Raw genomic sequence first — 19877 nt, forward strand, 5'->3', positions numbered from 1 at the left:
TCGTCAGTCAGTGTTGGGTTTGTGGAGGCTCAGGAAGCCCCGATGAGAATGCTCGTCATGCCGAGCGACTTGTGATGGATGAAATTGGGGTGCAGCTGCGCTTCCTCGCCCGGATGACGCGCACCCAGCACATAGAGCAGCGGCCAGAAATGGTCGGGCGTCGGCACCGAGAGGCGGGCATCGTCGCCCAGCGCCGCGAAATCGATGACGGTCTGCGGCCGATCCGCGACCACGGCATCTAGCATCGTGCTGTTGAACCGGTCAGCCCACGGATAGGGCTCGGCATCCGGGTTGTTCCAGTCCATCGCCGGCAGATTGTGGACGATGTTGCCGGTGCCCATGATGAGCACGCCCTCGTCGCGCAGCGGGCGGAGCATCTGGCCGATCTTCCAGTGCTGCTCGGGCGTGGCATTCACGTCCATGCCCAGCTGCACGACCGGAATATCGGCCTCGGGATAGGCGTGGACGAGCACCGTCCAGGTGCCATGATCCAGGCCCCAATTGGCATCCATATGGACCGGCACCGGATCGAGCAGTTCGGCAACGCGCCGCGCCAGGGCGGGATCACCGGGCGCCGGATATTGCATGTCGAACAAGGCCTGCGGAAAGGCGCCGAAATCATGGATCGTGCGGGGCTGCGCCATCGCCGTCACGGCCGTGCCGCGTGTCAGCCAGTGCGCCGAGATGCACAGGATCGCCTTGGGCTTGCCGATGCTCTGTGCGATGCCCTGCCAGGCCTGCGTGGTGCTGCTCTGCTCGAGCGCCACCATGGGGCTGCCATGGCCGAAGAAGATCAGCGGCAGGCGGCTCATTGTCCGGCTCCCGTTGCGCAGGCGCGCGTTGCGGACAGACAGGGTTGAACTTGTAGGCTCATGGTCGCTTTTGCCTCATGCTTGCCGCTCGGGCCGTTGCATTGGATGACTGGAGGCTATGGGAAGGGTCGCGGCCCGGTCTTGCAGATTGGCGCACAACATGTTGTTCCGCCAACCCGCCAAGCGGGCCGCGCACACCCCTCATTCCTTGGTGAACGTCTCGGGAATCTGCGGATTCTCGCCCGCCTTGCCCCACAGCAGGATCTCATTGCCCCAGGGGTCGACGAAGCAGTGGTTATAGCCGTTGAACTCGGCCCAATAATGGTCGCGCCACAGCAGGGTCGCGCCCAGTTCCTGCGCCGTCGCCAGGATTCGATCCGCCGAATCATCGTCGCTGATCAACACCCAGATGCGCGGCTTGCGGCCATCGCTGGCGATATGGCGCGGCGCGACGCCTGCCGGGTCGGGATGCGGGCGCATATTGTCGACCTTGGCGATGCCCATGTGGAGATTGCCGATCTCGCTGTCCGTCCCGTCCTTCTTCTTGAAGAAGCCGCCCGGCACCATGCGGTGATAGACGCCCATCGGGCGGGGATCATTCTCCCAGCCGAACACCTGCGCGTAGAATTCACCGGCAGCATTGGGATCGTCGGCGGGAATATCGAAAAAAATAAGCGAATTGATCATCATCACCTCTGACTGGACACAAGCCTTTCGGCCGCCGCGCCAGTTAGGCAGCGCGGCGGACGCGAAGCTGTGTCTCCTGCGAACAATGTTTTGATTTCGGGCCTCAGCCCGTCGCGGCGAGGCCCTGCCCCGCCGCCGGAGAGATCAGGAGGTTGCGTGCAACCGCGTGACCGGCGCCGAGGGGCCGCGACGACGGTCCCACTCCTGCTGGTAGCGGTCGACCAGCCACACATTGAGCTGGCGCTGCGCATCTTCCTGCCAGCTGTAGCGCCCGCGCGGGGCGAAGCGGGACGAGAGCCCCTGCTGCACCAGCAGATCGACGTGCAGATCCTGCGCGACGATATCCGCCGTGTGCTCGTCATTGATCCGGCGCTTTTCCTCGAACTCCGGGTCCTCGAAGGCGCTGGGATGATAGAGGCTGCCGAAGGTCAGCCCGTGCGTGGTCGGCGAACGCGCATCCATGATGAGGTAGATCACCACATCGTTGAGCACGACCAGCGACAGCGTCGGCGGCAGGTTCACGAACAGCAGCCGGCTCTGCTCTTCCTCGGTCAGCTTGGGAAAGACCGGCAGCAGCGCCTTCTCGGTGGGGTTGAAGCTCGCATTGGGGTGCGTGGAGCCGTTGAGGCGATAATAGCCCGCCGTCTCACGCGGCACCTCGGGGAAGCTTGCCAGCGAACTCGGCACGAAATCGTGCAGCCCCTGGTGAAGCCGGCTGGCATGATAGCCATCATTGTTATTCTCGAACTGGACCTTCCAGTTCCACGGATATTCATGCGACAGCGGCTCGGGGCCGCGCAGGCTGGCAAACTCGTAATTCGCCACCACCGGCTCGATCGGTCCCATGCGCGAGGCCAGCGATTCCGCTTCGGAATCGAAATTGACGAAGATGAAGCCGTGCCACAGCTCCACCTTGAGTTTGGGCAGATTATACTGCGCCTTATCGAAATTGCAGGTGCGGCCCATCGCCGGCGCGCCGACCAGCTTGCCGTCCAGATCATAGGACCAGTGGTGATAGGGGCAGGTGAAACCGCGCGTATTGCCCTTGCCTTCCGCCACCAGCATGGCGCGGTGCTGGCACACGGCGGACATCGCCTTGATATCCCCGTCCCGCCCGCGCGAAATGATGATCGGCTCATTGGCGTGGCTGGTCGTGAAGAAATCCCCGACTTCCGCGATCCACTCGTCCCGCCCCACGCAGAGCCATTCGCGATAAAACAGCGCGTCCTTCTCGAACTCGTAGAACTCCTGACTCGTGTAGATCTCCGGCGGCAGCGTCTCCGCCTCTTCCGTGGGCTTCACCGAGGAGGCGAAGCTGTCGAAGAACTTGTCGGTCAGAAGAGTCATGTCACATCCTCGCAATTGGCGTCCATGCCGCGCCGCGCGTCCAGTCCCGACCCTCGGCCAGAACCGCCATGCAGCGCGAAGCACCCCAGGCTGAGAAGATGTGTACCAAGCGCCGCCCCCACTGGCTTTGCGCCGGGCGACCAACTTTTTGTCGAGAGAGGCAGGGTGGACCGGGTGGCGCGAAGCTGCGCGGGTTGGCCGGCGCCGTCAATAAGAGAGGTTGGGGTGCATTCCGGACGCGGCGCTGGCCCGACGCCGCGCATTCACGACGGGGCACGCTCTGAAGCGTTCAACAAATTTGCGATTAAGGGAAATGGTGGAGCCGAGGGGGATCGAACCCCTGACCTCTACACTGCCAGTGTAGCGCTCTCCCAGCTGAGCTACGGCCCCGATCATTGCAGCGGCGACGGGTGGGTCCGTCGCGGCGAGGCGCTGCCTTTAGGTCAGGCTCTGCCTCGCTGCAAGTCCATTTTTTATGGCGCGCAATCTTTCCTGCGCGCTCAGTTTTCTTCGTCGTTATCGTCGCCGGCATCGACGCCGAGATCGTCATCGCCGCCGAGATCGACGTCGTTGTCGGGCGAGCCTTCGGCCTCATCGACGTCGATGTCGATGTCCAGATCATCGTCCGCCGTGCTTTCCGTATCCGCACCGGCCGCGACCTTCTGCGGCGCTTCCTCGAAGGGCAGCGGCTGCTTGGACTTGAGCACGGGCTCGGGCGTCCAGACATTGCCGCATTCGATGCATGTCACGGGCTCGTCCTTGCCCAGATCATAGAAGCGCGTTGCGCATTTGGGGCAGGTCCGCTTCGATCCCCATTCAGGCTTCACCATGTGCCGCCTCATCCTTCCAGAGAGTAATAGCCAAGTGCGCGGACAGGCAGGCCTGCCGCGAAGTGTGGGGCGCCTTGCCATAGCGGGCGGGCACTGTCAAAAGCAGTTCGCCATTTTTATTGCCCGCCCTCCTGCTCCGCGCAGCGACGGCCATTTTTCGGACCTGATTTTCATGACTGACATTGCGCGCAACATGCTCTTCGAGCCTGGCGCTCCGCTGCGTGGCACGGTGACCGTGCCCGGTGACAAGAGCATTTCCCACCGATCCCTAATGTTGTCCGCGCTGGCGGTGGGCGAAAGCCGCGTCTCCGGCCTGCTGGAGGGCGAGGACGTGCTGGCGACGGCGGCGGCGATGCGCGCGCTCGGCGCGCAGATCACGCGCGACGAGGATGGCGTGTGGCGCATTCATGGCGTCGGCGTCGGCAGCCTGACGCAGCCCGCAACCGCGCTCGACATGGGCAATAGCGGCACCTCGACGCGCCTGCTGATGGGCCTGCTGGCGAGCCATGATGTCACTGCGACCTTCGTGGGCGATGCCTCGCTGAGCAAGCGCCCGATGGGCCGCGTCACCACACCGCTCGGGCTGATGGGCGCCGAGTTCATGACCTCGCCGGGCGGTCGCCTGCCGCTGACCATGCGCGGCATCGCGCCGGCAGTGCCGATCGAATACCGGCTGCCGGTCGCCTCGGCGCAGGTCAAATCGGCGGTGCTGCTCGCCGGCCTCAACACGCCGGGCATCACCCGCGTCATTGAGCCGGTGCCCACGCGCGACCATAGCGAGCGGATGCTGCGCGGCTTCGGCGTGGACCTCACCGTGGAAACCGAGGCCGATGGTACGCGGATCATCTCGCTGACCGGTGAGGCCGAGCTCAAGCCACAGACGCTGGTGGTGCCGGGCGACCCCTCCTCGGCCGCCTTCCCCGTGGTCGCAGCGCTGATCACGCCGGGGTCGGACATCACCGTCACCAATGTCGGCATGAACCCCACCCGCACCGGGCTGTTTGCCATGCTGCAGGCGATGGGCGCTGACCTTACGCTGACCAACCAGCGGGAAGTCGGTGGCGAGCCGGTCGCGGATATCGTCGCGCGGCACAGCACGCTCACAGGCATTGACGTGCCGCCCGACGTCGCGCCGAGCATGATCGATGAATTTCCGATCTTCTTCGTCGCGGCGGCCTGCGCACAGGGCACCACCCGCACCACCGGGCTGGACGAGCTACGCGTAAAGGAATCGGACCGACTCGCCCTGATGGCGCAGGGCCTCGCCCGCCTCGGCGTGTCGGTAGAGGAGACACCCGACGGCCTCATCATCCACGGGCGCGGTGGTGAGCCGCTGGACGGCGGCAATGAACCGCCGACGATCGGTGCCGATCTCGATCACCGCATCGCGATGAGCTTCGCGGTCGCCGGTCATCACACGCGCGGCGGCCTCATCATCGACGATATGAGCCCGGTCGCGACGAGCTTTCCCGGCTTCACCGACATGCTGGCCACGCTCAAGGGCGCGGCATGATCATTGCCGTCGATGGTCCCGCTGCCTCCGGCAAAGGCACAATCGCGCGGGCGCTGGCGCGGCATTACGGCCTGCCCCATCTCGACACGGGCTTGCTGTATCGCGCCGTCGGCGTGACAGTCGCGCGGCAGGGCGGCGATGCCGACAATCCGGCCGATGCCGCAGCAGCCTGTGCTTTTCCGGATAGCCTGCTTGCCGATCCGGCACTGCGGTCGGAGGAAGCCGGCCCCCTTGCCAGCCGCGTCTCGCGTCACCCGCAGGTGCGCGCGGCGCTGCTGGAGCGCCAGCGCGCCTTCGCGGCACAGCCGGGCGGCGCGGTGCTCGACGGGCGCGATATCGGCACGGTGATCGCGCCGGATGCCGACGCCAAATTGTTCGTCACCGCCAGCCTTGCGGTGCGCGCGCAGCGCCGCCATGCGGAGCTCACCGCCCATGGCCATCCCGTCGCGCTGGAGGCTCTCTCCGCCGACCTCGCCGAGCGTGACGCGCGGGACATGCAGCGCGCCGATGCGCCCCTGAAGCAGGCCCAAGATGCGGACTTGCTGGATACCAGCAATTTGAGTATAGACGCCGCCGTTCAGCATGCGATCGCGCTGGTGGACGCTCGCCTGAAGAGTCGCCATTAGACGGCTTGGATGAGGCGCTTCGCGTTGCGAGGCGCCCTTTTGCTTTTCCCGAAGCACGAGTGATCGCCTTCGCGCCGCCTGGTGAATGCCCGGCCGGCATGAGGTCGTTCGGGCAGTTTGGCCAAAGACCACCGGAGACAACCGGTTGGCCAGCAACGACTTGAAGGAACTCTTACATGGCCTCTCAGGCAAACCCGACGCGCGATGATTTTGCCGCGCTTCTCAATGAATCTCTTGGTGGTGCAGACGGCGGCTTCGAAGGCCGCGTGGTCAAGGGCACCGTCACCGGCATCGAAAACGACCTCGCCGTCATCGACGTGGGCCTCAAGAGCGAAGGCCGCGTTCCGCTGCGCGAGTTCGCCATGCCCGGCCAGAAGGCCGATCTGAAGGTTGGCGACGAAGTCGAGGTCTATGTCGACCGCGTCGAGAACAGCAATGGCGAGGCCATGCTCTCGCGCGACCGCGCCCGCCGCGAAGCCGCATGGGACAAGCTGGAATCCGAATTCGCCGAGAGCGCCCGCGTTGAGGGTGTTATCTTCGGCCGCGTCAAGGGCGGCTTCACGGTCGATCTCGACGGCGCCGTGGCCTTCTTGCCCGGCAGCCAGGTCGACATCCGCCCCGTGCGCGACGTCACCCCGCTCATGGACATTCCGCAGCCCTTCCAGATCCTCAAGATGGATCGTCGTCGTGGCAACATCGTCGTGTCGCGTCGCGCCATCCTGGAAGAGACCCGCGCCGAACAGCGCAGCGGCCTCATCCAGACGCTGAGCGAAGGTCAGATCATCGAGGGCGTGGTCAAGAACATCACCGATTACGGCGCGTTCGTTGATCTGGGCGGCATTGACGGCCTGCTGCACGTCACGGACCTGAGCTACAAGCGGATCAACCACCCGAGCGAGATGATCAACATCGGCGACACGGTGAAGGTGCAGATCATCCGCATCAACCGCGACACGCAGCGCATCAGCCTCGGCATGAAGCAGCTCGAGAGCGATCCGTGGGAAGGCGCATCGGCCAAGTACCCGATCGGCGCCAAGCTCTCCGGCCGCGTCACGAACATCACCGAATATGGTGCGTTCGTCGAGCTGGAGCCCGGCATCGAGGGCCTGGTCCACGTTTCGGAAATGTCCTGGACCAAGAAGAACGTCCACCCCGGCAAGATCGTTTCGACGAGCCAGGAAGTGGAAGTTCTGGTGCTCGAGGTCGATGCCGAGAAGCGTCGCATCAGCCTTGGCCTCAAGCAGGCCCAGTCCAACCCCTGGGAGAGCTTTGCCGAGCGTCACCCGGTCGGCAGCCAGGTCGAGGGCGAAGTCAAGAACGCCACCGAGTTCGGCCTGTTCATCGGCCTGGACGGCGACGTGGACGGCATGGTCCACATGTCCGACATCGCGTGGGGCATCTCCGGCGAGGACGCGCTCAACCTGCATCGCAAGGGCGAGACCGTTCAGGCCATCGTGCTTGACGTGGACGTCGAGAAGGAACGCATCAGCCTCGGCATGAAGCAGCTCGAAAAGGGTGCGCCGGCAGCTGGCGCGGTGCGTGGCACCGGCCTCAACAAGAACGAGACCGTGACCGTAACCGTTCTGGAAGTCCGCGACGGCGGCCTGGAGGTTCAGGCTGGCGACGACGGCGTCACCGGCTTCATCAAGCGCAGCGACCTTGGCCGCGACCGCGACGAGCAGCGCCCCGAGCGCTTCCAGGTCGGCCAGAAGTTCGACGCACTGGTGATCGGTTTCGACCGCTCCAAGAAGCCGAACTTCTCGGTCAAGGCGCTCCAGATCGCCGAAGAGAAGCAGGCTGTCGCGCAGTACGGTTCGTCCGACAGCGGCGCGTCGCTGGGCGACATTCTGGGTGAGGCGCTCAAGGCGAAGAACTGATCGCCGGGGCTTTGCCCACCCTCTAATAATTGCGGCAGTGGGCCGGTCGAGCAATCGGCCGGCCCGCTCCGTTTCCGGGGTTCTGCGGGAATTTTCTTGATTGCTCGCCGATGTTGGCGCATCGCGCGAGTCACGGAAAACGCAACGAAGGGGGACTCGGGGCACTTCCGGATTATGGGGGACGGCTTCGGCCTTTTCGGAAAGTAGCAGAGATGATTCGTTCTCAGCTCGTTCAAAAGCTTGCGCTTCTTCATCCTGACCTCAGCGGGCAGGAAGTCGACCGCATCGTGGATATCGTTTTCGACTCGATCACCGCGCGCCTGGCCGAAGGGGGGCGGGTAGAACTGCGTGGATTCGGCGCCTTCACCACCCGCGCACGGGACGGCCGCACGGGTCGCAATCCCCGCACCGGCGATTCGGTGGTGGTGCCGCCCAAGCGCGTGCCGCACTTCAAGCCCGGCAAGGAAATGCGCATTCGCCTGAATGCCGGCGACTGAGCACCATCACCTGAGCCTTTGACGATCCGGCAGCCCGGCCATGCGGCAGCGCATCGGCCAGGTTGCGGTCGTTCTGCGCACAGCATGTCGTTCACCCGGCGCTTGATAAGGGCTGGAACCGTCCTGCCGTGCGTGGCATGGGCGTTCGCGCATCCCCACGTGCTTGCGGACGTGGCGAAATCGGTAGACGCAGCAGACTTAAAATCTGCTTCTCATCTGAGAGTGCGGGTTCAAGTCCCGCCGTCCGCACCATAGCGAATGCGATGTCGCCCCTTTCAAGCGCAGCCATGGTTGGACGAATCGCGTCGGCAGGCTACGGCCTCCCTGTAACGTCCATGGATTCTTGTCAGAACAGGGAGTGAAAGGCGATGGGCACCCGCCCCGCGCGAACCTGGGTCCGCCCCCTGCTGGCATTGGCCGTGCTCGCCACGGCGGGATGCAACAGCCCGCGCGATAACCGCACCGTTCGGGTGGACGTGATCGGCCAGAGCGAAGCGCTCGCCCAGCCGCTGCGCCACGGCAATGCACCGGCAGCCCGGCTGATCCTCGCCTCGACTGCGCAAGGGCTGCTCAGCTTCGACGCGCGCGGCGACATTGTCGGCGCGCTGGCGGAAAGCTGGATCGTCGAGGATGGCGGCCAGAGCTACATCTTCCGCCTGAAGCGGCTGCACTGGGCGGACGGCAAGCCGGTCCATGCCGATGAGGTCGCCCGGCTGCTGCGCGAGCGGATGCGCGCCAATCCGCTGCTGCTGGCGGGCCTTACCCCCGATGTCCGCGCCATGACCGACCGGGTCATCGAAATAAGGCTCGACATGAGCCTCCCCGCCTTCCTGCAATTGCTCGCCCAGCCGGACCTTGCGGTAATGACCCGCTCGGGCGACGGCACCGGCCCCTATCGCCGCGAGCCGGCGGCCAAGGGTGGACCGGTCGTGCTGGCGCCCGCGACTGCCGCCAGCGAGGAGCCCACCGAGGGCGAGCCCGAGAGCGAAGCCGCGCCTCCGGTCGAGCGGCGGGAAGTGCGCGCCGAGCGCGCGTCGCTGGCTCTCGTTCGCTTCCGTGCCCGCCATACCGATCTCGTGCTGGGCGGGCGCTTCCAGCACCTCCCCCTGATTGCCGCGGCCGGCCTCAACATGGCTGACGCGCAGGTCGACCCGGTCGAGGGCCTGTTCGGCCTCGCCTTTACGAGCACCTCGTCCTTCTTGGCAGACGCACCGGTGCGCGACGCGCTCGCCCGCCTTGTCGACCGGGACAAGCTCGCCGAGGTTCTGGGCCTGCCGGGCTGGCGGACCGCCACCTACCCGCTCCCGGCCTCTTATGAACTGAACCGCCTGCCGAGTGCACCGGCCTGGTCCGGCCGCTCGCGCGAGGAGCGCGTCGAATCCGCCCGGCGGATCATCGACCGCTGGCGGGCGGACAAGGGCGATCCGCCGGTTCTACGGATCGCCTTGCCGGACGGATCAGGCGCCTCCGTGCTGTTCCTGCGCCTGGTTCAGGACTTTGGACAGGCCGGATTGCAACTCGATCGCGTGGCCATCGATCAACCCGCCGATCTGCGGCTGATTGACGAGGTCGCGCCCTTTGATAGTGCGTTCTGGTATCTCGCCCGCCTCGATTGTTCGGCCGGGCTCCTGTGCGATCCGCGCGTGGCCAGCCGCCTCGCCGAGGCCCGCAAGAGCCAGAATGACGAGGAGCGCGCCCAGTTGCTGGCAGAAGCCGAGGAAGCGACGGTGGCGTTCAGCGGGTTCATTCCGCTCGGTCGTCCCATCCGCTGGTCGCTCGTCGGGCAGCGGCTCACCAACTTCAAACCGTCCTCGCGCGGAGTTCATCCATTGAATGCGCTGATCACCGTCCCCAACTAAATTCTTCGCGCTGCCAGCAAGGCAGCCTGCAAAGGAACGTGAATGGCCCGGGCGAGACCGCATAACGCCGCTGAAGAGATGGCGAGACAGTTTGAGAGCCTCGCCGGTTCGCGGCTTGGCCGCGATCCTCATGCGGTGCGGCGGCGCATCGAGATGATGGAGCAGGTGCTCGAAAATGCGATGGTCGTCCCCGGAACGCGCATCCGCATCGGGCTAGACGCCATGCTCGGCATCATTCCCATCGTCGGCGATCTTCTCGCAGCGGCCATGGGCGCATGGATCGTTTGGGAGGCCCGCAATCTCGGGATGCCGCGCTGGCAGTTGCTGCGGATGAGCGGCAATGTCGCCTTCGACACCGCAATCGGCGCGGTTCCGCTGGTCGGCGATGCCTTCGACGTCATGTTCCGCTCGAACATGCGCAACCTGCGGATCATCCGCAAGCATCTCGACAAGCACCATCCCCAGACAGCGATTATAGAAGGCTAAAATAAGCAGGCGCTGTTCCTCGGCGCCGTGAGCCTAAATGTTGCTGAAATCGAGACCGATATCCGCCGCTGGCGCCGACTGCGTCAATCGCCCGACACTGACATAATCGACGCCCGTGCTGGCGATGGCGCGGATGGTCTCCAGCGTAACCCCGCCAGAGGCCTCCGTGGGCACGCGCTTTCCAACCAGCGTGACAGCGCCGCGCAGAACGCCCGGCGACATGTTATCCAGCAGCAGATGCGTCGCCCCGGCCGCGATAGCCGGCTCGATCTGGTCGATCCGGTCGACCTCCACGATTACCTCGGCAATCCCGGCGGCAACCGCGCGACGGACGGCCTCTTCCACCGAACCGGCGACGGCCACATGATTGTCTTTGATCATCGCCGCATCCCACAGGCCCATGCGGTGGTTTTTCGCGCCACCCATGCGCGTCGCGTATTTCTCCAGCACGCGCAGGCCGGGGATCGTCTTGCGCGTATCGAGCAGCGTCGCTCCGGTGCCGGCGATGCGGTCCACATAAGCCCGCGTCATCGTGGCGATGCCGGTCAAGTGCTGGACGGTGTTGAGCGCCGACCGCTCAGCCGTGAGCATCGCGCGTGCGCGGCCCCTCAGGCGCATCAGGTCTGTGCCGGCAGGCACCTGATCACCATCCGCGACGAGCAGCGTGATCTCGACATCGGGATCGAGCGCACGGAAGAAGGCTTCGGCCAACGGCAGGCCCGCAACCGTCACCGCGTCACGACTGTCCATGACACCGCTGAACACCGCGTCTGCGGGGATGACGCTCTGCGACGTCACATCCCGCCCGCCCCCGTTTACAGGACCATCCAGGTCCTCGGCGAGGGTGGCGGCGACGAAGGCGTCGAGGTCGAAGCGGTCAAGTGTGAAGGGCATGATGCGCTCGCTTTTTCATCGCCGCCTCGAAAGCGCAAGAGCGTTCCTCAAGCTCGGCGAGGGAGGGACCGGCCAGCGCGATCCGCGCCTGCGCCATCAACCGCTCGCCTTCCAGCCGCAGCGCCTCCCGTCGGGGCTGCGAGGCGAGGCCTGCGGAAATGCCCAGCAGACAATCGAGAAACTGCGCCGCGGCAATAGGGCTGGTCGCGGCAGCCGAGCGCAGGGAGCCGAACCCGCGTCGCAGGAAATGGTCGAAATCGTCATTGAGCGGAATGACACGCTGCCAGTCTTCTTCTTCCTCTCCCGGTCTGCTGCGCAGATCGCGCCGGGCAAGTTCGCTCATCGAAGCGCCGAGCCAGTGCATCGCCGTCACCGCCGTGAAGGGATCGTTGATGCCAGGCGACAAGGCCCGCAAGCCGATCTCGACCAGCTCGTCGATCAAAAATTCGATGTCCTGCGCCGGAGACCGAAATCCAGCGAGGGAAAAACAGTCCCGCAACTGCTCGGCCATCTCATCATCCACATGGCAGCCGTGGACGGACATCAAGCCAATCTCGGGATGCACAAAATCGCCGGGACGCAGGCGCATGACCACGCGGCATTTGTGCTCGCGGGCAACGTCAGCCAGGCCCGAGAAATCGACGATCTGGATATAGCCGCTGCCCGTCGCCGGCACGATCTGCCCGTCGGACAACGCCATCATCTCCACCTCGTCGCCCTCTTTCGGAAAGCGCTGGCGCACTTCCTTGGTGAGGCGCCTTCCGATCTCCTCAAGTACGGAATTGATGCGGATGCTGGCGGGCACATGATTGAGGAAGAAGACCAGCACGCCGATGGAAATCAGCATCAGGCCGGTGGCGATGACCAGCGAGAGTTGCGGCACGAACCCCACATCGACACTGGATTCCGCCGCCTCCCGGACGACCCGCAGCACCATGACGGCATAGACGAACGTGCCGATGAACGTCGCCAGCGAGAGCTGGTTGCCGCGATCTTCCATGAAATTGATGAGCAGGCGCGGGCCGTAATTACCCGAGGCATAGACCACGGCGGCTATGGTGATCGAGAAAACGGTCGACGCCACGCCGATCATCGATCCGGCAATGACGTTGAGGACGTTGCGCGCCCCTTCCGGCCGCGCAGCATCCACGAACTTGACGAGATGGGCGGCCTGCCCCGAGCGAGCGATGGCGATGGTGACGATCGCCAGCGCGAGGGCGAGCATCGTGAACAGCGCCGGATAGAACCAATAGCTCGCGTTAACGTTCAGCCAGAGCGAGCGCAGGCGGACGATCACCGGGGCGGCTCCCCGCTCACCGTGCTCCCACGTCGCCCTGCCCGACCGTATCGCTGGCAAGATCCAGCATGCGATCGAGGCTCTTCTTCGCGGCCACCCGCAGGCTCTCGTCCATCTCGATGCGCGGCTGGAGATCGCGGAGCGCGATGTAGAGCTTTTCCAGCGTGTTGAGCGCCATATAGGGGCAGACGTTGCAGTTGCAGTTGCCGTCCGCACCCGGCGCGCCGACGAAGCTCTTTTCGGGGATCGCCTTTTCCATCTGGTGGATGATGTGCGGCTCGGTCGCGACGATCAGCGTGTCGCCCGGCATGTCCTTGGCATATTGCAGGATGCCGCTGGTCGAGCCGACATAATCGGCATGATCGATGATAGCCGGCGGGCATTCGGGGTGGGCCGCAACCGGCGCGCCGGGGTGCATAGCCTTGAGCTTGAGCAGCTCGGTCTCGCTGAAGCTCTCATGTACGATGCACACGCCCGGCCAGAGCAGCATCTCACGCCCCAGCTTGCGGGCAAGATAGCCGCCCAGATGCTTGTCCGGCCCGAAGATGATCTTCTGGTCCTTGGGGAGCTTGCTCAGGATTTTCTCGGCGGACGAACTGGTCACGATGATGTCGCTGAGCGCCTTCACCTCGGCCGAGCAGTTGATGTAGCTGAGCGCGGTATGATCGGGATGCGCCTCGCGGAAAGCCTTGAACTGGGCGGGCGGGCAACTGTCTTCCAGGCTACAGCCTGCGTCCATGTCCGGCAGGATCACGATCTTCTCGGGGCTGAGGATCTTCGCCGTCTCGGCCATGAAGCGCACGCCGCAAAATGCGATGACGTCCGCATCCGTCTCGGCGGCCTTGCGGGATAGCTCCAGGCTGTCGCCTACGAAGTCGGCGAGATCCTGGATCTGCGGCTTCTGGTAATAATGGGCGAGGATGACCGCGTTGCGCTCCTTGCGCAGGCGGTTGATCTCGTCCAGCAGGTCCAGCCCTGCAAGGCTCCCGCCGATCCCGCCGCGTGCATCCATCACCGAATCTCCTTTGTCATGCGGGGGAGATGGCCACGAAGCGCCCGTCGATCAACCTCTAACCGCGCTCAGGGGAAGAAGGCCCGCATATCGCGCATCGCGCCGGGGGTGCCGGCGACTATATCGCGCGTGATGGCAAGCCCCATCGGGCTGTAGGCGATGGCATCGGCCATGAGCTGACTGCCAATCAGGATGCCCGCTCCCCACAGCCATGCTGCGTGGACCCGTCCTTTGCGCCGCCAGTCCCACACCATGCCGGCCAGGATAAACATCATGGGCGCCACGACAGCCGCGACCCACCAGCCCCAGGGGATGAGGAACGGCATCGGCAGCAGCCGCCCGAAGCCGGGGCCGGTCAGCCCGGCCATGGCGCCGCACATCAGCCGCCGGTGCCAGTCGGGACGGGCGCGCAGGACGAGCGCCGCCCCGACGGTGAGCGCGAAAGCCAGCAGGCCGATGCTGTTGCCGAAGAGAAATTCATTAGTATCGAAGAAAGGAGGCCCGCCGATTGCGCGCACCGAATGACGCGTCACTGCCAGACCCAGCACGACCATGACCGGCACCCAGAGCAGCGCGAGCACACCAAGTCGCCGGTGCAGGCGCACCGAGCCGCTAGCCGCCAGAAAAGATTGGGCGACGAAAAGAACCAGCCAGCCGAAGAAAACCAGTGCGTGGACATGAAGCAGCAGCGGCGCGGCGAAGGTCGAGCGGCCGGCGACGACGTTGAACGAGAAGCCCGCCACAATGACAAAGGCCATCGCCAGCGCCAATTTGAGGAAGAAGCTGCGCTCGCGCTCGATCTCGGATCTGATGCCTGAAGCAAGTGTTGCCATGACGGTCCCCCCACCGTTGCCTGGACGGCGGGGAAGCTGATCCTGTTCGCGCCTTCCGTCAAGCGCCTAAATCAGTACCCTCGCCCAGACCCCGTCCGCTCTATCCTCTACCAGCCCCCGCCGTTGCAGATCGATGAGATGGGCCAGCACAGATCGCCCGGCGGCGCCATGCAGGCGTGGATTGAGGCCCACATACATGCTCGCGACGAAATCCGGGATGGTGACAGCGCCCTGCCGCTCCAGAATGCGCAGGATCTGCCCTTCCCGCATCCGCCGATGCCCCAGCATGCCGCGCGCGAAACGCTGGGGCTGCGTCACCGGTTCGCCATGGGCGGGATAATAGATGCTGTCCGAGCGGGCGACGAGGCGCTCCAGCGAGGCGAGATAATCGCTCATGTCGCCATCGGGCGGCGAGACGACGCTGGTGGACCAGCTCATCACATGGTCGCCGGTGAACAGCGCTGCTTCTTCCTTGAGCGCGTAGCACAGATGATTGGAGGTGTGGCCGGGCGTCGCCAGCGCGGTAAGAGTCCAGCCCGTGCCCACGATTTGCTCGCCCTCCGCGAGCACCCGATCGGGACTGTAATCGGGGTCGAATGCCGCATCGGCGCGCGGCCCGTCATCCTCCAGCGTCAGCGGCGCGCAGCCGATGATCGGCGCGCCATTGCGCTGTGCCAGCGGCCGCGCCGCCGGACTGTGATCGCGATGGGTGTGGGTGCAGGCGATAGCAATGACGGGGCGACCAGCGATCGCCGCCTCCAGCGCATCGAGATGGGCCGGATCATCCGGGCCGGGATCGATTATGGCGAGATCACTGTCCCCCACCAGATAGGTCTGCGTCCCCTCAAAAGTGAAGGGCGAGGGATTGGGTGCCAGCACGCGCTGCACCAGCGGCGACAGGCGCATGACCCGGCCGGTGTCGGCGGCGAGACTGGGGGCAGCAGGCATCATCTCTTCCATGTGTCACGGCCGCCGCCGATTGCAAGGCGCAAGCGAAACTGTCGGAGCGCTTTACAGTTCGCAACCTCTTGCCCCGCCCTTAACCAGCGTCGCCGCCCGCTTCCCTCACCCGGAGAAACTGGCACGGCGCTTGCTTTTCTTGTCGACACACCCGCTTTGGGGGACGGGCACCCGGTCTTCTTGCCTGTCCCCCAATCCTTTTGTCTCCCAATCCCTCCGAACTCCGGCGCCCGAACGCAAAACGGGCGCCGGGCTTTTTGCCCCGCGCCCGCTTGAAGAACCAAATGGAATCCGATCAGGCGGCGATGACGCCCTGCTCTGTGAGAAGCTGCTTGAGCTCGCCCGCCTCGTACATTTCCATCATGATGTCCGACCCGCCAAGGAACTCGCCCTTTACGTAAAGCTGGGGGATGGTCGGCCAGTCGGAAAAGCTTTTGATGCCCTGGCGGATCTCCTGATCCTGCAGCACATCCACGCTCTCGAAGGGCGCGCCGAGCCGTTCCAGAATGGCAATGGCGCGGCTGGAGAACCCGCACTGCGGGAACAAGGGCGTGCCTTTCATGAAGAGCACGACATCGTTCTTGCCGACGATATCGGCGATGCGGGCGTGGACGGGGTCGGTCATGTCTGGTCTCCGGGCAGCAGTGCGGCGCGATGCCGGCGCTGCGCTATCAGTTGGGAACGGCTGTGGTCAGTTGCAAGGCGTGAAGCTCTCCGCCCATGCGCCCGCCCAGCGCGGCATAGACCGCACGCTGCTGGGCAATGCGATTCATCCCCCGAAAGCTCTCGGAGGTGACCCGCGCCGCATAATGGTCGCCATCGCCGGCCAGATCGGTGATCTCCACCGTCGCATCCGGGAAAGCCGCGAGGATCATCGCCTCGATATCGCCAGCCGCCATGGGCATGTCAAAAGCCCCTCAATTCTCTTCCTGCATGAACTGGCGACGCGCCTCGACGGCCTTGTCGCTCAGCGCCGTGCGCACGCGCTGCTCGTCCATATCCACACCGGCTGATACCAGATCGCCCATCACCTTGCGGATCACGTCCTCATCGCCGGCTTCCTCGAAGTCCGCCTGCACGACCGCCTTGGCATAGGCATCGGTCTCTTCCTTGGTCAGCCCCATCAGGCCGGCCGCCCACTCGCCCAGCAGGCGGTTGCGCCGGGCAGCAACCCGGAACGCGAGTTCCTGATCCATGGCGAACTTGGTCTCGAACGCCTTCTCGCGATCGTCGAATGAACTCATGAAAGAAGCACCTTCATCTGGAGGTAAGCGATACAAACTCTACTTAAGAAGCAGCCGCCCCAATGGCAACGCGCGGGCCGGGGCGAGCGAACGATTTCAGGCGGCCGCCGGCACCAGCCAAGGCCGCGTCTGCGCATCGCGCGCCTCGAACGCGCCGATGGTATCGCCCTGCGCCATCGTCAGGCCGATCTCGTCGAGCCCGCCCAGCAGGCAGCTTTTGCGGAACGGGTCGATCTCGAAAGTGAAGCGGTCCTGAAACGGCGTCGTCACCGACTGGTTCTCAAGGTCGATGCTGATCGGATCGGTCTTGGCGACCTCCAGCAACCGGTCGACCGCTTCCTGCGGCAGCACCACGGTCAGGATGCCGTTCTTGAAGGCATTGCCGGAGAAAATATCGGAGAAGCTCGGCGCGATGACGGCCCGCACGCCCATGTCGATCAGCGCCCAGGCGGCATGTTCGCGGCTCGACCCACAGCCGAAATTGTCGCCCGCCACGATGATCGGCGCACCGGCATAGCGCGGATCGTCGAACACATTGCCCGGCTCCTTGCGCAGCGCCTCGAACGCGCCCTTGCCCAAGCCCGTGCGGCTGATGGTCTTGAGCCATTCGGCCGGAATGATGATGTCGGTGTCGACATTCTTCAGGCCGAAGGGATAGGCGCGACCTTCAACGGTGGTGACGGGTTCCATGCTGGTCCTGCTGATGACGGGCTGTTTGACCGGTCAAGTGGCGGATGTGCGCGCTTGCGTCAAGATGCCGACCCGATATGCAGGCGGCCGACGGCGATGTGCGGAGGAGATGATGCAATGGCAACAAGCGGCACATGGCGGCCGATGCGCTTTAGCGACGTGGGAACGGTCAAGGCGATCTCCGATGCGGTCCATGGTCGCTATACAGAGGATGAAGCGATCTACGCCGAGCGCCTAAGCCTGCATCCGGCGGGCTGTTTCCTCTTCGAGGATGCCGGGCGCGTGCTCGGCTATCTCGTCGCCCACCCTTGGGAAGCGGACAGCGTGCCCGCCTTCAATGCCCCATTGGGCGCCATTCCCGAGAACCCCGGCAGCTATTATCTGCATGATCTTGCCCTACTGCCCGACGCGCGCGGCAGTGGCGCCGGGCGCACTGCGCTGGGGCTGATCGTCGCACAGGCGCGCCGCGAGGGTCTTGGTGAAATCTGGCTGACGGCCGTCAATGGCGCAGACAGCTTTTGGGCCGCGCAAGGCTTCGAGGTGGTCGAAGCGCCCGATCCGGCCGGTTATGACGAGACTTGTCGCCGCATGAAGCTGCGTGTTTCGATGGCCTGACAGCGCAGATTGAGAAGTCCGCGCCCGTCTAACGTCACACGCGCATTCAGCGTGCGGCTGGCTTTTCCGCCTTTGCGGGCACAGCGGCGGACTGGCCGAGGCCCATGGCCATGGCGGCGCTGCCGAGAGCACCGGCGACCAAAATCCAGAAAATGACTTTCATTGCGTCCCCTTACGCTTGCTCGGGCACCATTAGTTCGCGAACGTCCGCAAGTCGACCCCTGATCGCAGCAGCGGCGGCCATCACCGGCGAGACGAGATGGGTGCGCGCACCCGGCCCCTGCCGGCCCATGAAGTTGCGATTGCTGGTGGAGGCGCAACGCTCTCCGCTCGGCACGCGATCCGGGTTCATGCCCAGACACATGGAGCAGCCCGGCTCGCGCCACTCGAACCCGGCCTCGATGAAAATGCGATCCAGCCCCTCGGCCTCGGCCTGATGCTTGACCAGACCGGAGCCGGGCACGATCAGCGCCTGCTTGATGCCGTCGGCAACCTTGCGGCCCTTGAGCACTGACGCGGCCGCGCGCAGATCTTCGATGCGGCTGTTGGTGCAGCTGCCGATGAAGATATGCTCGACCGGCACGTCTTCCATGCGCTGGCCGGCGGTGAGGCCCATATAGGCGAGCGACTTGGCCGCAGCTTCCCGTTTGGAGGGGTCCTCGAAGCTCTCCGGATCGGGCACGACGCCGGTGATCGGCACTACGTCCTCGGGGCTGGTGCCCCAGGTGACGGTCGGCGCGATCTCGCTCGCCTCCAGCCGCACATGCTTGTCGAACACGGCGCCTTCGTCGGTCACGAGCGTGCGCCAATAGGCGACCGCGCGCTCCCAATCGGCACCCTGCGGCGCCATCGGGCGGCCCTTGATGTATTCGAACGTCTTCTCGTCCGGCGCAAAGAGTCCCGAGCGCGCGCCACCCTCGATCGCCATGTTGGCGACGGTCAGCCGGCTCTCGATGCTCATGGCGCGGAAAGTCGAGCCGCGGAATTCCATGACGTGGCCGGTCCCACCGGCGGTGCCGATGCGGCCGATGACGGCGAGGATCACGTCCTTGGCGGTGACGCCATAGCCCAGCTCGCCCTCGACCTCGATGGCGAGCGTCTTGCTCGGCTTGAGCAGCAGCGTCTGCGTGGCGAGCACATGCTCGACCTCGCTGGTGCCGATGCCGAACGCCAGCGCGCCCAGCGCGCCGTGCGCGGCCGTATGGCTATCCCCGCAGACCAGAGTCATGCCGGGCAAGGTGAAGCCCTGCTCGGGACCGACGACGTGGACGATGCCCTGATTGATATCGGTCGCGCCGAAATAGCGGATGCCGAACTCGGGCGCGTTGCGCTCCAGCGCGGCGAGCTGCTGCGCGCTCTCCTTGTTGACGATGGGGATGCGATTGCCCTGCGCATCCACCCGCGCCGTGGTCGGCACGTTGTGGTCAGGCACAGCCAGCGTGAGGTCGGGACGGCGCACCTTGCGCCCGGCAAGGCGGAGCCCCTCGAACGCCTGCGGGCTGGTCACTTCATGGACGAGGTGGCGGTCGATATAGATCAGGCACGTGCCATCGTCGCGCTTCTCGACGACGTGCGCGTCCCAGATCTTCTCATAAAGGGTGCGGGCCTGGGTCATAATGGGGCTGCCCTACATCTGTCGCGGTCGGGGGGGAAGCCCCTATATCGGGCGCTCGAAGTCCGTTTCAATGGCGCGCGCGGCGCTCCTCCTCTCGTCGCCCCGGACTTGATCCGGGGGTTCCGCTGCCTGGTGCGCGATCGCTGAACAAGAAGCGTCATCCCGGATCAAGTCCGGGATGCG

The 19877-nt window shown here is 65.0% G+C and carries 21 protein-coding genes and 2 tRNA genes; 8 read left to right on the forward strand and 15 right to left on the reverse strand.

The features are described 5' to 3' along the window. Positions 1 to 29 precede the first annotated feature (29 nt). The 5 genes from ygiD to M2333_RS08405 form a co-directional block, all read right to left on the reverse strand. Positions 30 to 812, reverse strand: coding sequence for a 4,5-DOPA dioxygenase extradiol (ygiD, locus tag M2333_RS08385; RefSeq protein ID WP_264569825.1), 783 nt, complete (start codon positions 810 to 812; stop codon positions 30 to 32). 201 nt (positions 813 to 1013) lie between these two features. Then, positions 1014 to 1502 (reverse strand): VOC family protein, encoded by a 489-nt coding sequence (locus M2333_RS08390; protein WP_264612597.1) that lies wholly within the window; start codon positions 1500 to 1502, stop codon positions 1014 to 1016. A 141-nt stretch (positions 1503 to 1643) separates the two neighbouring features. After that, positions 1644 to 2846, reverse strand: a complete 1203-nt coding sequence (locus M2333_RS08395) for an aromatic ring-hydroxylating oxygenase subunit alpha (protein ID WP_264579371.1) — start codon at positions 2844 to 2846, stop codon at positions 1644 to 1646. Positions 2847 to 3160: 314 nt separating this feature from the next. Then, positions 3161 to 3236, reverse strand: a tRNA-Ala gene (locus M2333_RS08400). 110 nt (positions 3237 to 3346) lie between these two features. After that, on the reverse strand, positions 3347 to 3676 hold the full coding sequence (locus M2333_RS08405) for a TIGR02300 family protein (RefSeq protein WP_181559142.1): 330 nt from the start codon (positions 3674 to 3676) through the stop codon (positions 3347 to 3349). A gap of 172 nt (positions 3677 to 3848) precedes the next feature. Between M2333_RS08405 and aroA the strand changes: the two genes are divergently transcribed. The 7 genes from aroA to M2333_RS08440 all read left to right on the forward strand — a co-directional run bounded on the left by aroA (position 3849) and on the right by M2333_RS08440 (position 10534). Next, positions 3849 to 5189 carry a 3-phosphoshikimate 1-carboxyvinyltransferase gene (gene aroA, locus M2333_RS08410; RefSeq protein WP_264611455.1) on the forward strand — a complete coding sequence of 447 codons (1341 nt, stop codon included), beginning with the start codon at positions 3849 to 3851 and terminating at the stop codon, positions 5187 to 5189. After that, on the forward strand, positions 5186 to 5815 hold the full coding sequence (locus M2333_RS08415) for a (d)CMP kinase (RefSeq protein WP_264569813.1): 630 nt from the start codon (positions 5186 to 5188) through the stop codon (positions 5813 to 5815). The genes aroA and M2333_RS08415 overlap by 4 nt, the downstream gene beginning before the upstream one ends. Before the next feature lie 176 nt (positions 5816 to 5991). Beyond that, entirely contained in the window at positions 5992 to 7692 is a 1701-nt protein-coding gene (gene rpsA, locus M2333_RS08420; RefSeq protein ID WP_181559139.1) for a 30S ribosomal protein S1, read from the forward strand. 212 nt (positions 7693 to 7904) lie between these two features. Continuing rightward, complete coding sequence (locus M2333_RS08425) at positions 7905 to 8189, forward strand: integration host factor subunit beta (RefSeq protein WP_181559138.1); 285 nt, start codon at positions 7905 to 7907, stop codon at positions 8187 to 8189. A gap of 165 nt (positions 8190 to 8354) precedes the next feature. Then, positions 8355 to 8441: transfer RNA gene (locus M2333_RS08430), tRNA-Leu, on the forward strand. Between the two features lie 116 nt (positions 8442 to 8557). Further along, complete coding sequence (locus tag M2333_RS08435) at positions 8558 to 10048, forward strand: ABC transporter substrate-binding protein (protein WP_264611456.1); 1491 nt, start codon at positions 8558 to 8560, stop codon at positions 10046 to 10048. Between the two features lie 78 nt (positions 10049 to 10126). Then, complete coding sequence (locus M2333_RS08440; RefSeq protein ID WP_264611457.1) at positions 10127 to 10534, forward strand: DUF4112 domain-containing protein; 408 nt, start codon at positions 10127 to 10129, stop codon at positions 10532 to 10534. Between the two features lie 33 nt (positions 10535 to 10567). Here the strand turns inward: M2333_RS08440 and nadC are convergent, their stop codons facing one another. The 9 genes from nadC to leuD all read right to left on the reverse strand — a co-directional run bounded on the left by nadC (position 10568) and on the right by leuD (position 17464). Continuing rightward, on the reverse strand, positions 10568 to 11428 hold the full coding sequence (gene nadC, locus M2333_RS08445) for a carboxylating nicotinate-nucleotide diphosphorylase (RefSeq protein WP_264611458.1): 861 nt from the start codon (positions 11426 to 11428) through the stop codon (positions 10568 to 10570). Further along, positions 11412 to 12725, reverse strand: a complete 1314-nt coding sequence (locus M2333_RS08450; RefSeq protein WP_264611459.1) for a DUF2254 domain-containing protein — start codon at positions 12723 to 12725, stop codon at positions 11412 to 11414. Before M2333_RS08450 ends, nadC begins: the two co-directional genes overlap by 17 nt. 16 nt (positions 12726 to 12741) lie before the next feature. Beyond that, on the reverse strand, positions 12742 to 13737 hold the full coding sequence (nadA, locus tag M2333_RS08455; protein WP_264612598.1) for a quinolinate synthase NadA: 996 nt from the start codon (positions 13735 to 13737) through the stop codon (positions 12742 to 12744). Positions 13738 to 13805: 68 nt separating this feature from the next. Further along, positions 13806 to 14570 carry a hypothetical protein gene (locus tag M2333_RS08460; protein WP_264611460.1) on the reverse strand — a complete coding sequence of 255 codons (765 nt, stop codon included), beginning with the start codon at positions 14568 to 14570 and terminating at the stop codon, positions 13806 to 13808. A 66-nt stretch (positions 14571 to 14636) separates the two neighbouring features. Further along, the gene (locus M2333_RS08465; protein ID WP_413716485.1) at positions 14637 to 15521 is read right to left on the reverse strand and encodes an MBL fold metallo-hydrolase; all 885 of its coding nucleotides are present in this window, start codon (positions 15519 to 15521) and stop codon (positions 14637 to 14639) included. Between the two features lie 304 nt (positions 15522 to 15825). Continuing rightward, positions 15826 to 16155 carry a Grx4 family monothiol glutaredoxin gene (grxD, locus tag M2333_RS08470; protein ID WP_264569806.1) on the reverse strand — a complete coding sequence of 110 codons (330 nt, stop codon included), beginning with the start codon at positions 16153 to 16155 and terminating at the stop codon, positions 15826 to 15828. Positions 16156 to 16201: 46 nt separating this feature from the next. Next, entirely contained in the window at positions 16202 to 16435 is a 234-nt protein-coding gene (locus tag M2333_RS08475; protein WP_181559130.1) for a BolA/IbaG family iron-sulfur metabolism protein, read from the reverse strand. Between the two features lie 12 nt (positions 16436 to 16447). Beyond that, complete coding sequence (locus tag M2333_RS08480) at positions 16448 to 16774, reverse strand: DUF1476 domain-containing protein (RefSeq protein WP_264611462.1); 327 nt, start codon at positions 16772 to 16774, stop codon at positions 16448 to 16450. A gap of 96 nt (positions 16775 to 16870) precedes the next feature. After that, positions 16871 to 17464 (reverse strand): 3-isopropylmalate dehydratase small subunit, encoded by a 594-nt coding sequence (leuD, locus tag M2333_RS08485; RefSeq protein WP_264579379.1) that lies wholly within the window; start codon positions 17462 to 17464, stop codon positions 16871 to 16873. A gap of 117 nt (positions 17465 to 17581) precedes the next feature. Here leuD and M2333_RS08490 point away from each other — a divergent pair, with 117 nt between their 5' ends. Beyond that, positions 17582 to 18079 (forward strand): GNAT family N-acetyltransferase, encoded by a 498-nt coding sequence (locus M2333_RS08490; protein WP_264611463.1) that lies wholly within the window; start codon positions 17582 to 17584, stop codon positions 18077 to 18079. Positions 18080 to 18251: 172 nt separating this feature from the next. Here the strand turns inward: M2333_RS08490 and leuC are convergent, their stop codons facing one another. Beyond that, the gene (leuC, locus tag M2333_RS08495; RefSeq protein WP_264611464.1) at positions 18252 to 19694 is read right to left on the reverse strand and encodes a 3-isopropylmalate dehydratase large subunit; all 1443 of its coding nucleotides are present in this window, start codon (positions 19692 to 19694) and stop codon (positions 18252 to 18254) included. Positions 19695 to 19877 lie beyond the last annotated feature (183 nt).

It is taken from the genome of Sphingobium sp. B11D3B (assembly GCF_025961735.1).
In the GTDB taxonomy this organism is placed as follows: Bacteria; Pseudomonadota; Alphaproteobacteria; order Sphingomonadales; family Sphingomonadaceae; genus Sphingobium.

What these genes read in the sequence shown, in the direction of transcription:
- M2333_RS08475 (WP_181559130.1), bottom strand. Translation starts at nt 16,435, where the DNA reads ATGCCCATGGCGGCTGGCGATATCGAGGCGATGATCCTCGCGGCTTTC.
- leuD (WP_264579379.1), bottom strand. Translation starts at nt 17,464, where the DNA reads ATGGAACCCGTCACCACCGTTGAAGGTCGCGCCTATCCCTTCGGCCTG.
- M2333_RS08465 (WP_413716485.1), bottom strand. Translation starts at nt 15,521, where the DNA reads ATGATGCCTGCTGCCCCCAGTCTCGCCGCCGACACCGGCCGGGTCATG.
- M2333_RS08405 (WP_181559142.1), bottom strand. Translation starts at nt 3,676, where the DNA reads ATGGTGAAGCCTGAATGGGGATCGAAGCGGACCTGCCCCAAATGCGCA.
- leuC (WP_264611464.1), bottom strand. Translation starts at nt 19,694, where the DNA reads ATGACCCAGGCCCGCACCCTTTATGAGAAGATCTGGGACGCGCACGTC.
- M2333_RS08480 (WP_264611462.1), bottom strand. Translation starts at nt 16,774, where the DNA reads ATGAGTTCATTCGACGATCGCGAGAAGGCGTTCGAGACCAAGTTCGCC.
- M2333_RS08460 (WP_264611460.1), bottom strand. Translation starts at nt 14,570, where the DNA reads ATGGCAACACTTGCTTCAGGCATCAGATCCGAGATCGAGCGCGAGCGC.
- M2333_RS08425 (WP_181559138.1), top strand. Translation starts at nt 7,905, where the DNA reads ATGATTCGTTCTCAGCTCGTTCAAAAGCTTGCGCTTCTTCATCCTGAC.
- rpsA (WP_181559139.1), top strand. Translation starts at nt 5,992, where the DNA reads ATGGCCTCTCAGGCAAACCCGACGCGCGATGATTTTGCCGCGCTTCTC.
- M2333_RS08490 (WP_264611463.1), top strand. Translation starts at nt 17,582, where the DNA reads ATGGCAACAAGCGGCACATGGCGGCCGATGCGCTTTAGCGACGTGGGA.
- M2333_RS08435 (WP_264611456.1), top strand. Translation starts at nt 8,558, where the DNA reads ATGGGCACCCGCCCCGCGCGAACCTGGGTCCGCCCCCTGCTGGCATTG.
- nadA (WP_264612598.1), bottom strand. Translation starts at nt 13,737, where the DNA reads ATGGATGCACGCGGCGGGATCGGCGGGAGCCTTGCAGGGCTGGACCTG.
- grxD (WP_264569806.1), bottom strand. Translation starts at nt 16,155, where the DNA reads ATGACCGACCCCGTCCACGCCCGCATCGCCGATATCGTCGGCAAGAAC.
- M2333_RS08390 (WP_264612597.1), bottom strand. Translation starts at nt 1,502, where the DNA reads ATGATGATCAATTCGCTTATTTTTTTCGATATTCCCGCCGACGATCCC.
- M2333_RS08395 (WP_264579371.1), bottom strand. Translation starts at nt 2,846, where the DNA reads ATGACTCTTCTGACCGACAAGTTCTTCGACAGCTTCGCCTCCTCGGTG.
- nadC (WP_264611458.1), bottom strand. Translation starts at nt 11,428, where the DNA reads ATGCCCTTCACACTTGACCGCTTCGACCTCGACGCCTTCGTCGCCGCC.
- M2333_RS08440 (WP_264611457.1), top strand. Translation starts at nt 10,127, where the DNA reads ATGGCGAGACAGTTTGAGAGCCTCGCCGGTTCGCGGCTTGGCCGCGAT.
- M2333_RS08415 (WP_264569813.1), top strand. Translation starts at nt 5,186, where the DNA reads ATGATCATTGCCGTCGATGGTCCCGCTGCCTCCGGCAAAGGCACAATC.
- ygiD (WP_264569825.1), bottom strand. Translation starts at nt 812, where the DNA reads ATGAGCCGCCTGCCGCTGATCTTCTTCGGCCATGGCAGCCCCATGGTG.
- aroA (WP_264611455.1), top strand. Translation starts at nt 3,849, where the DNA reads ATGACTGACATTGCGCGCAACATGCTCTTCGAGCCTGGCGCTCCGCTG.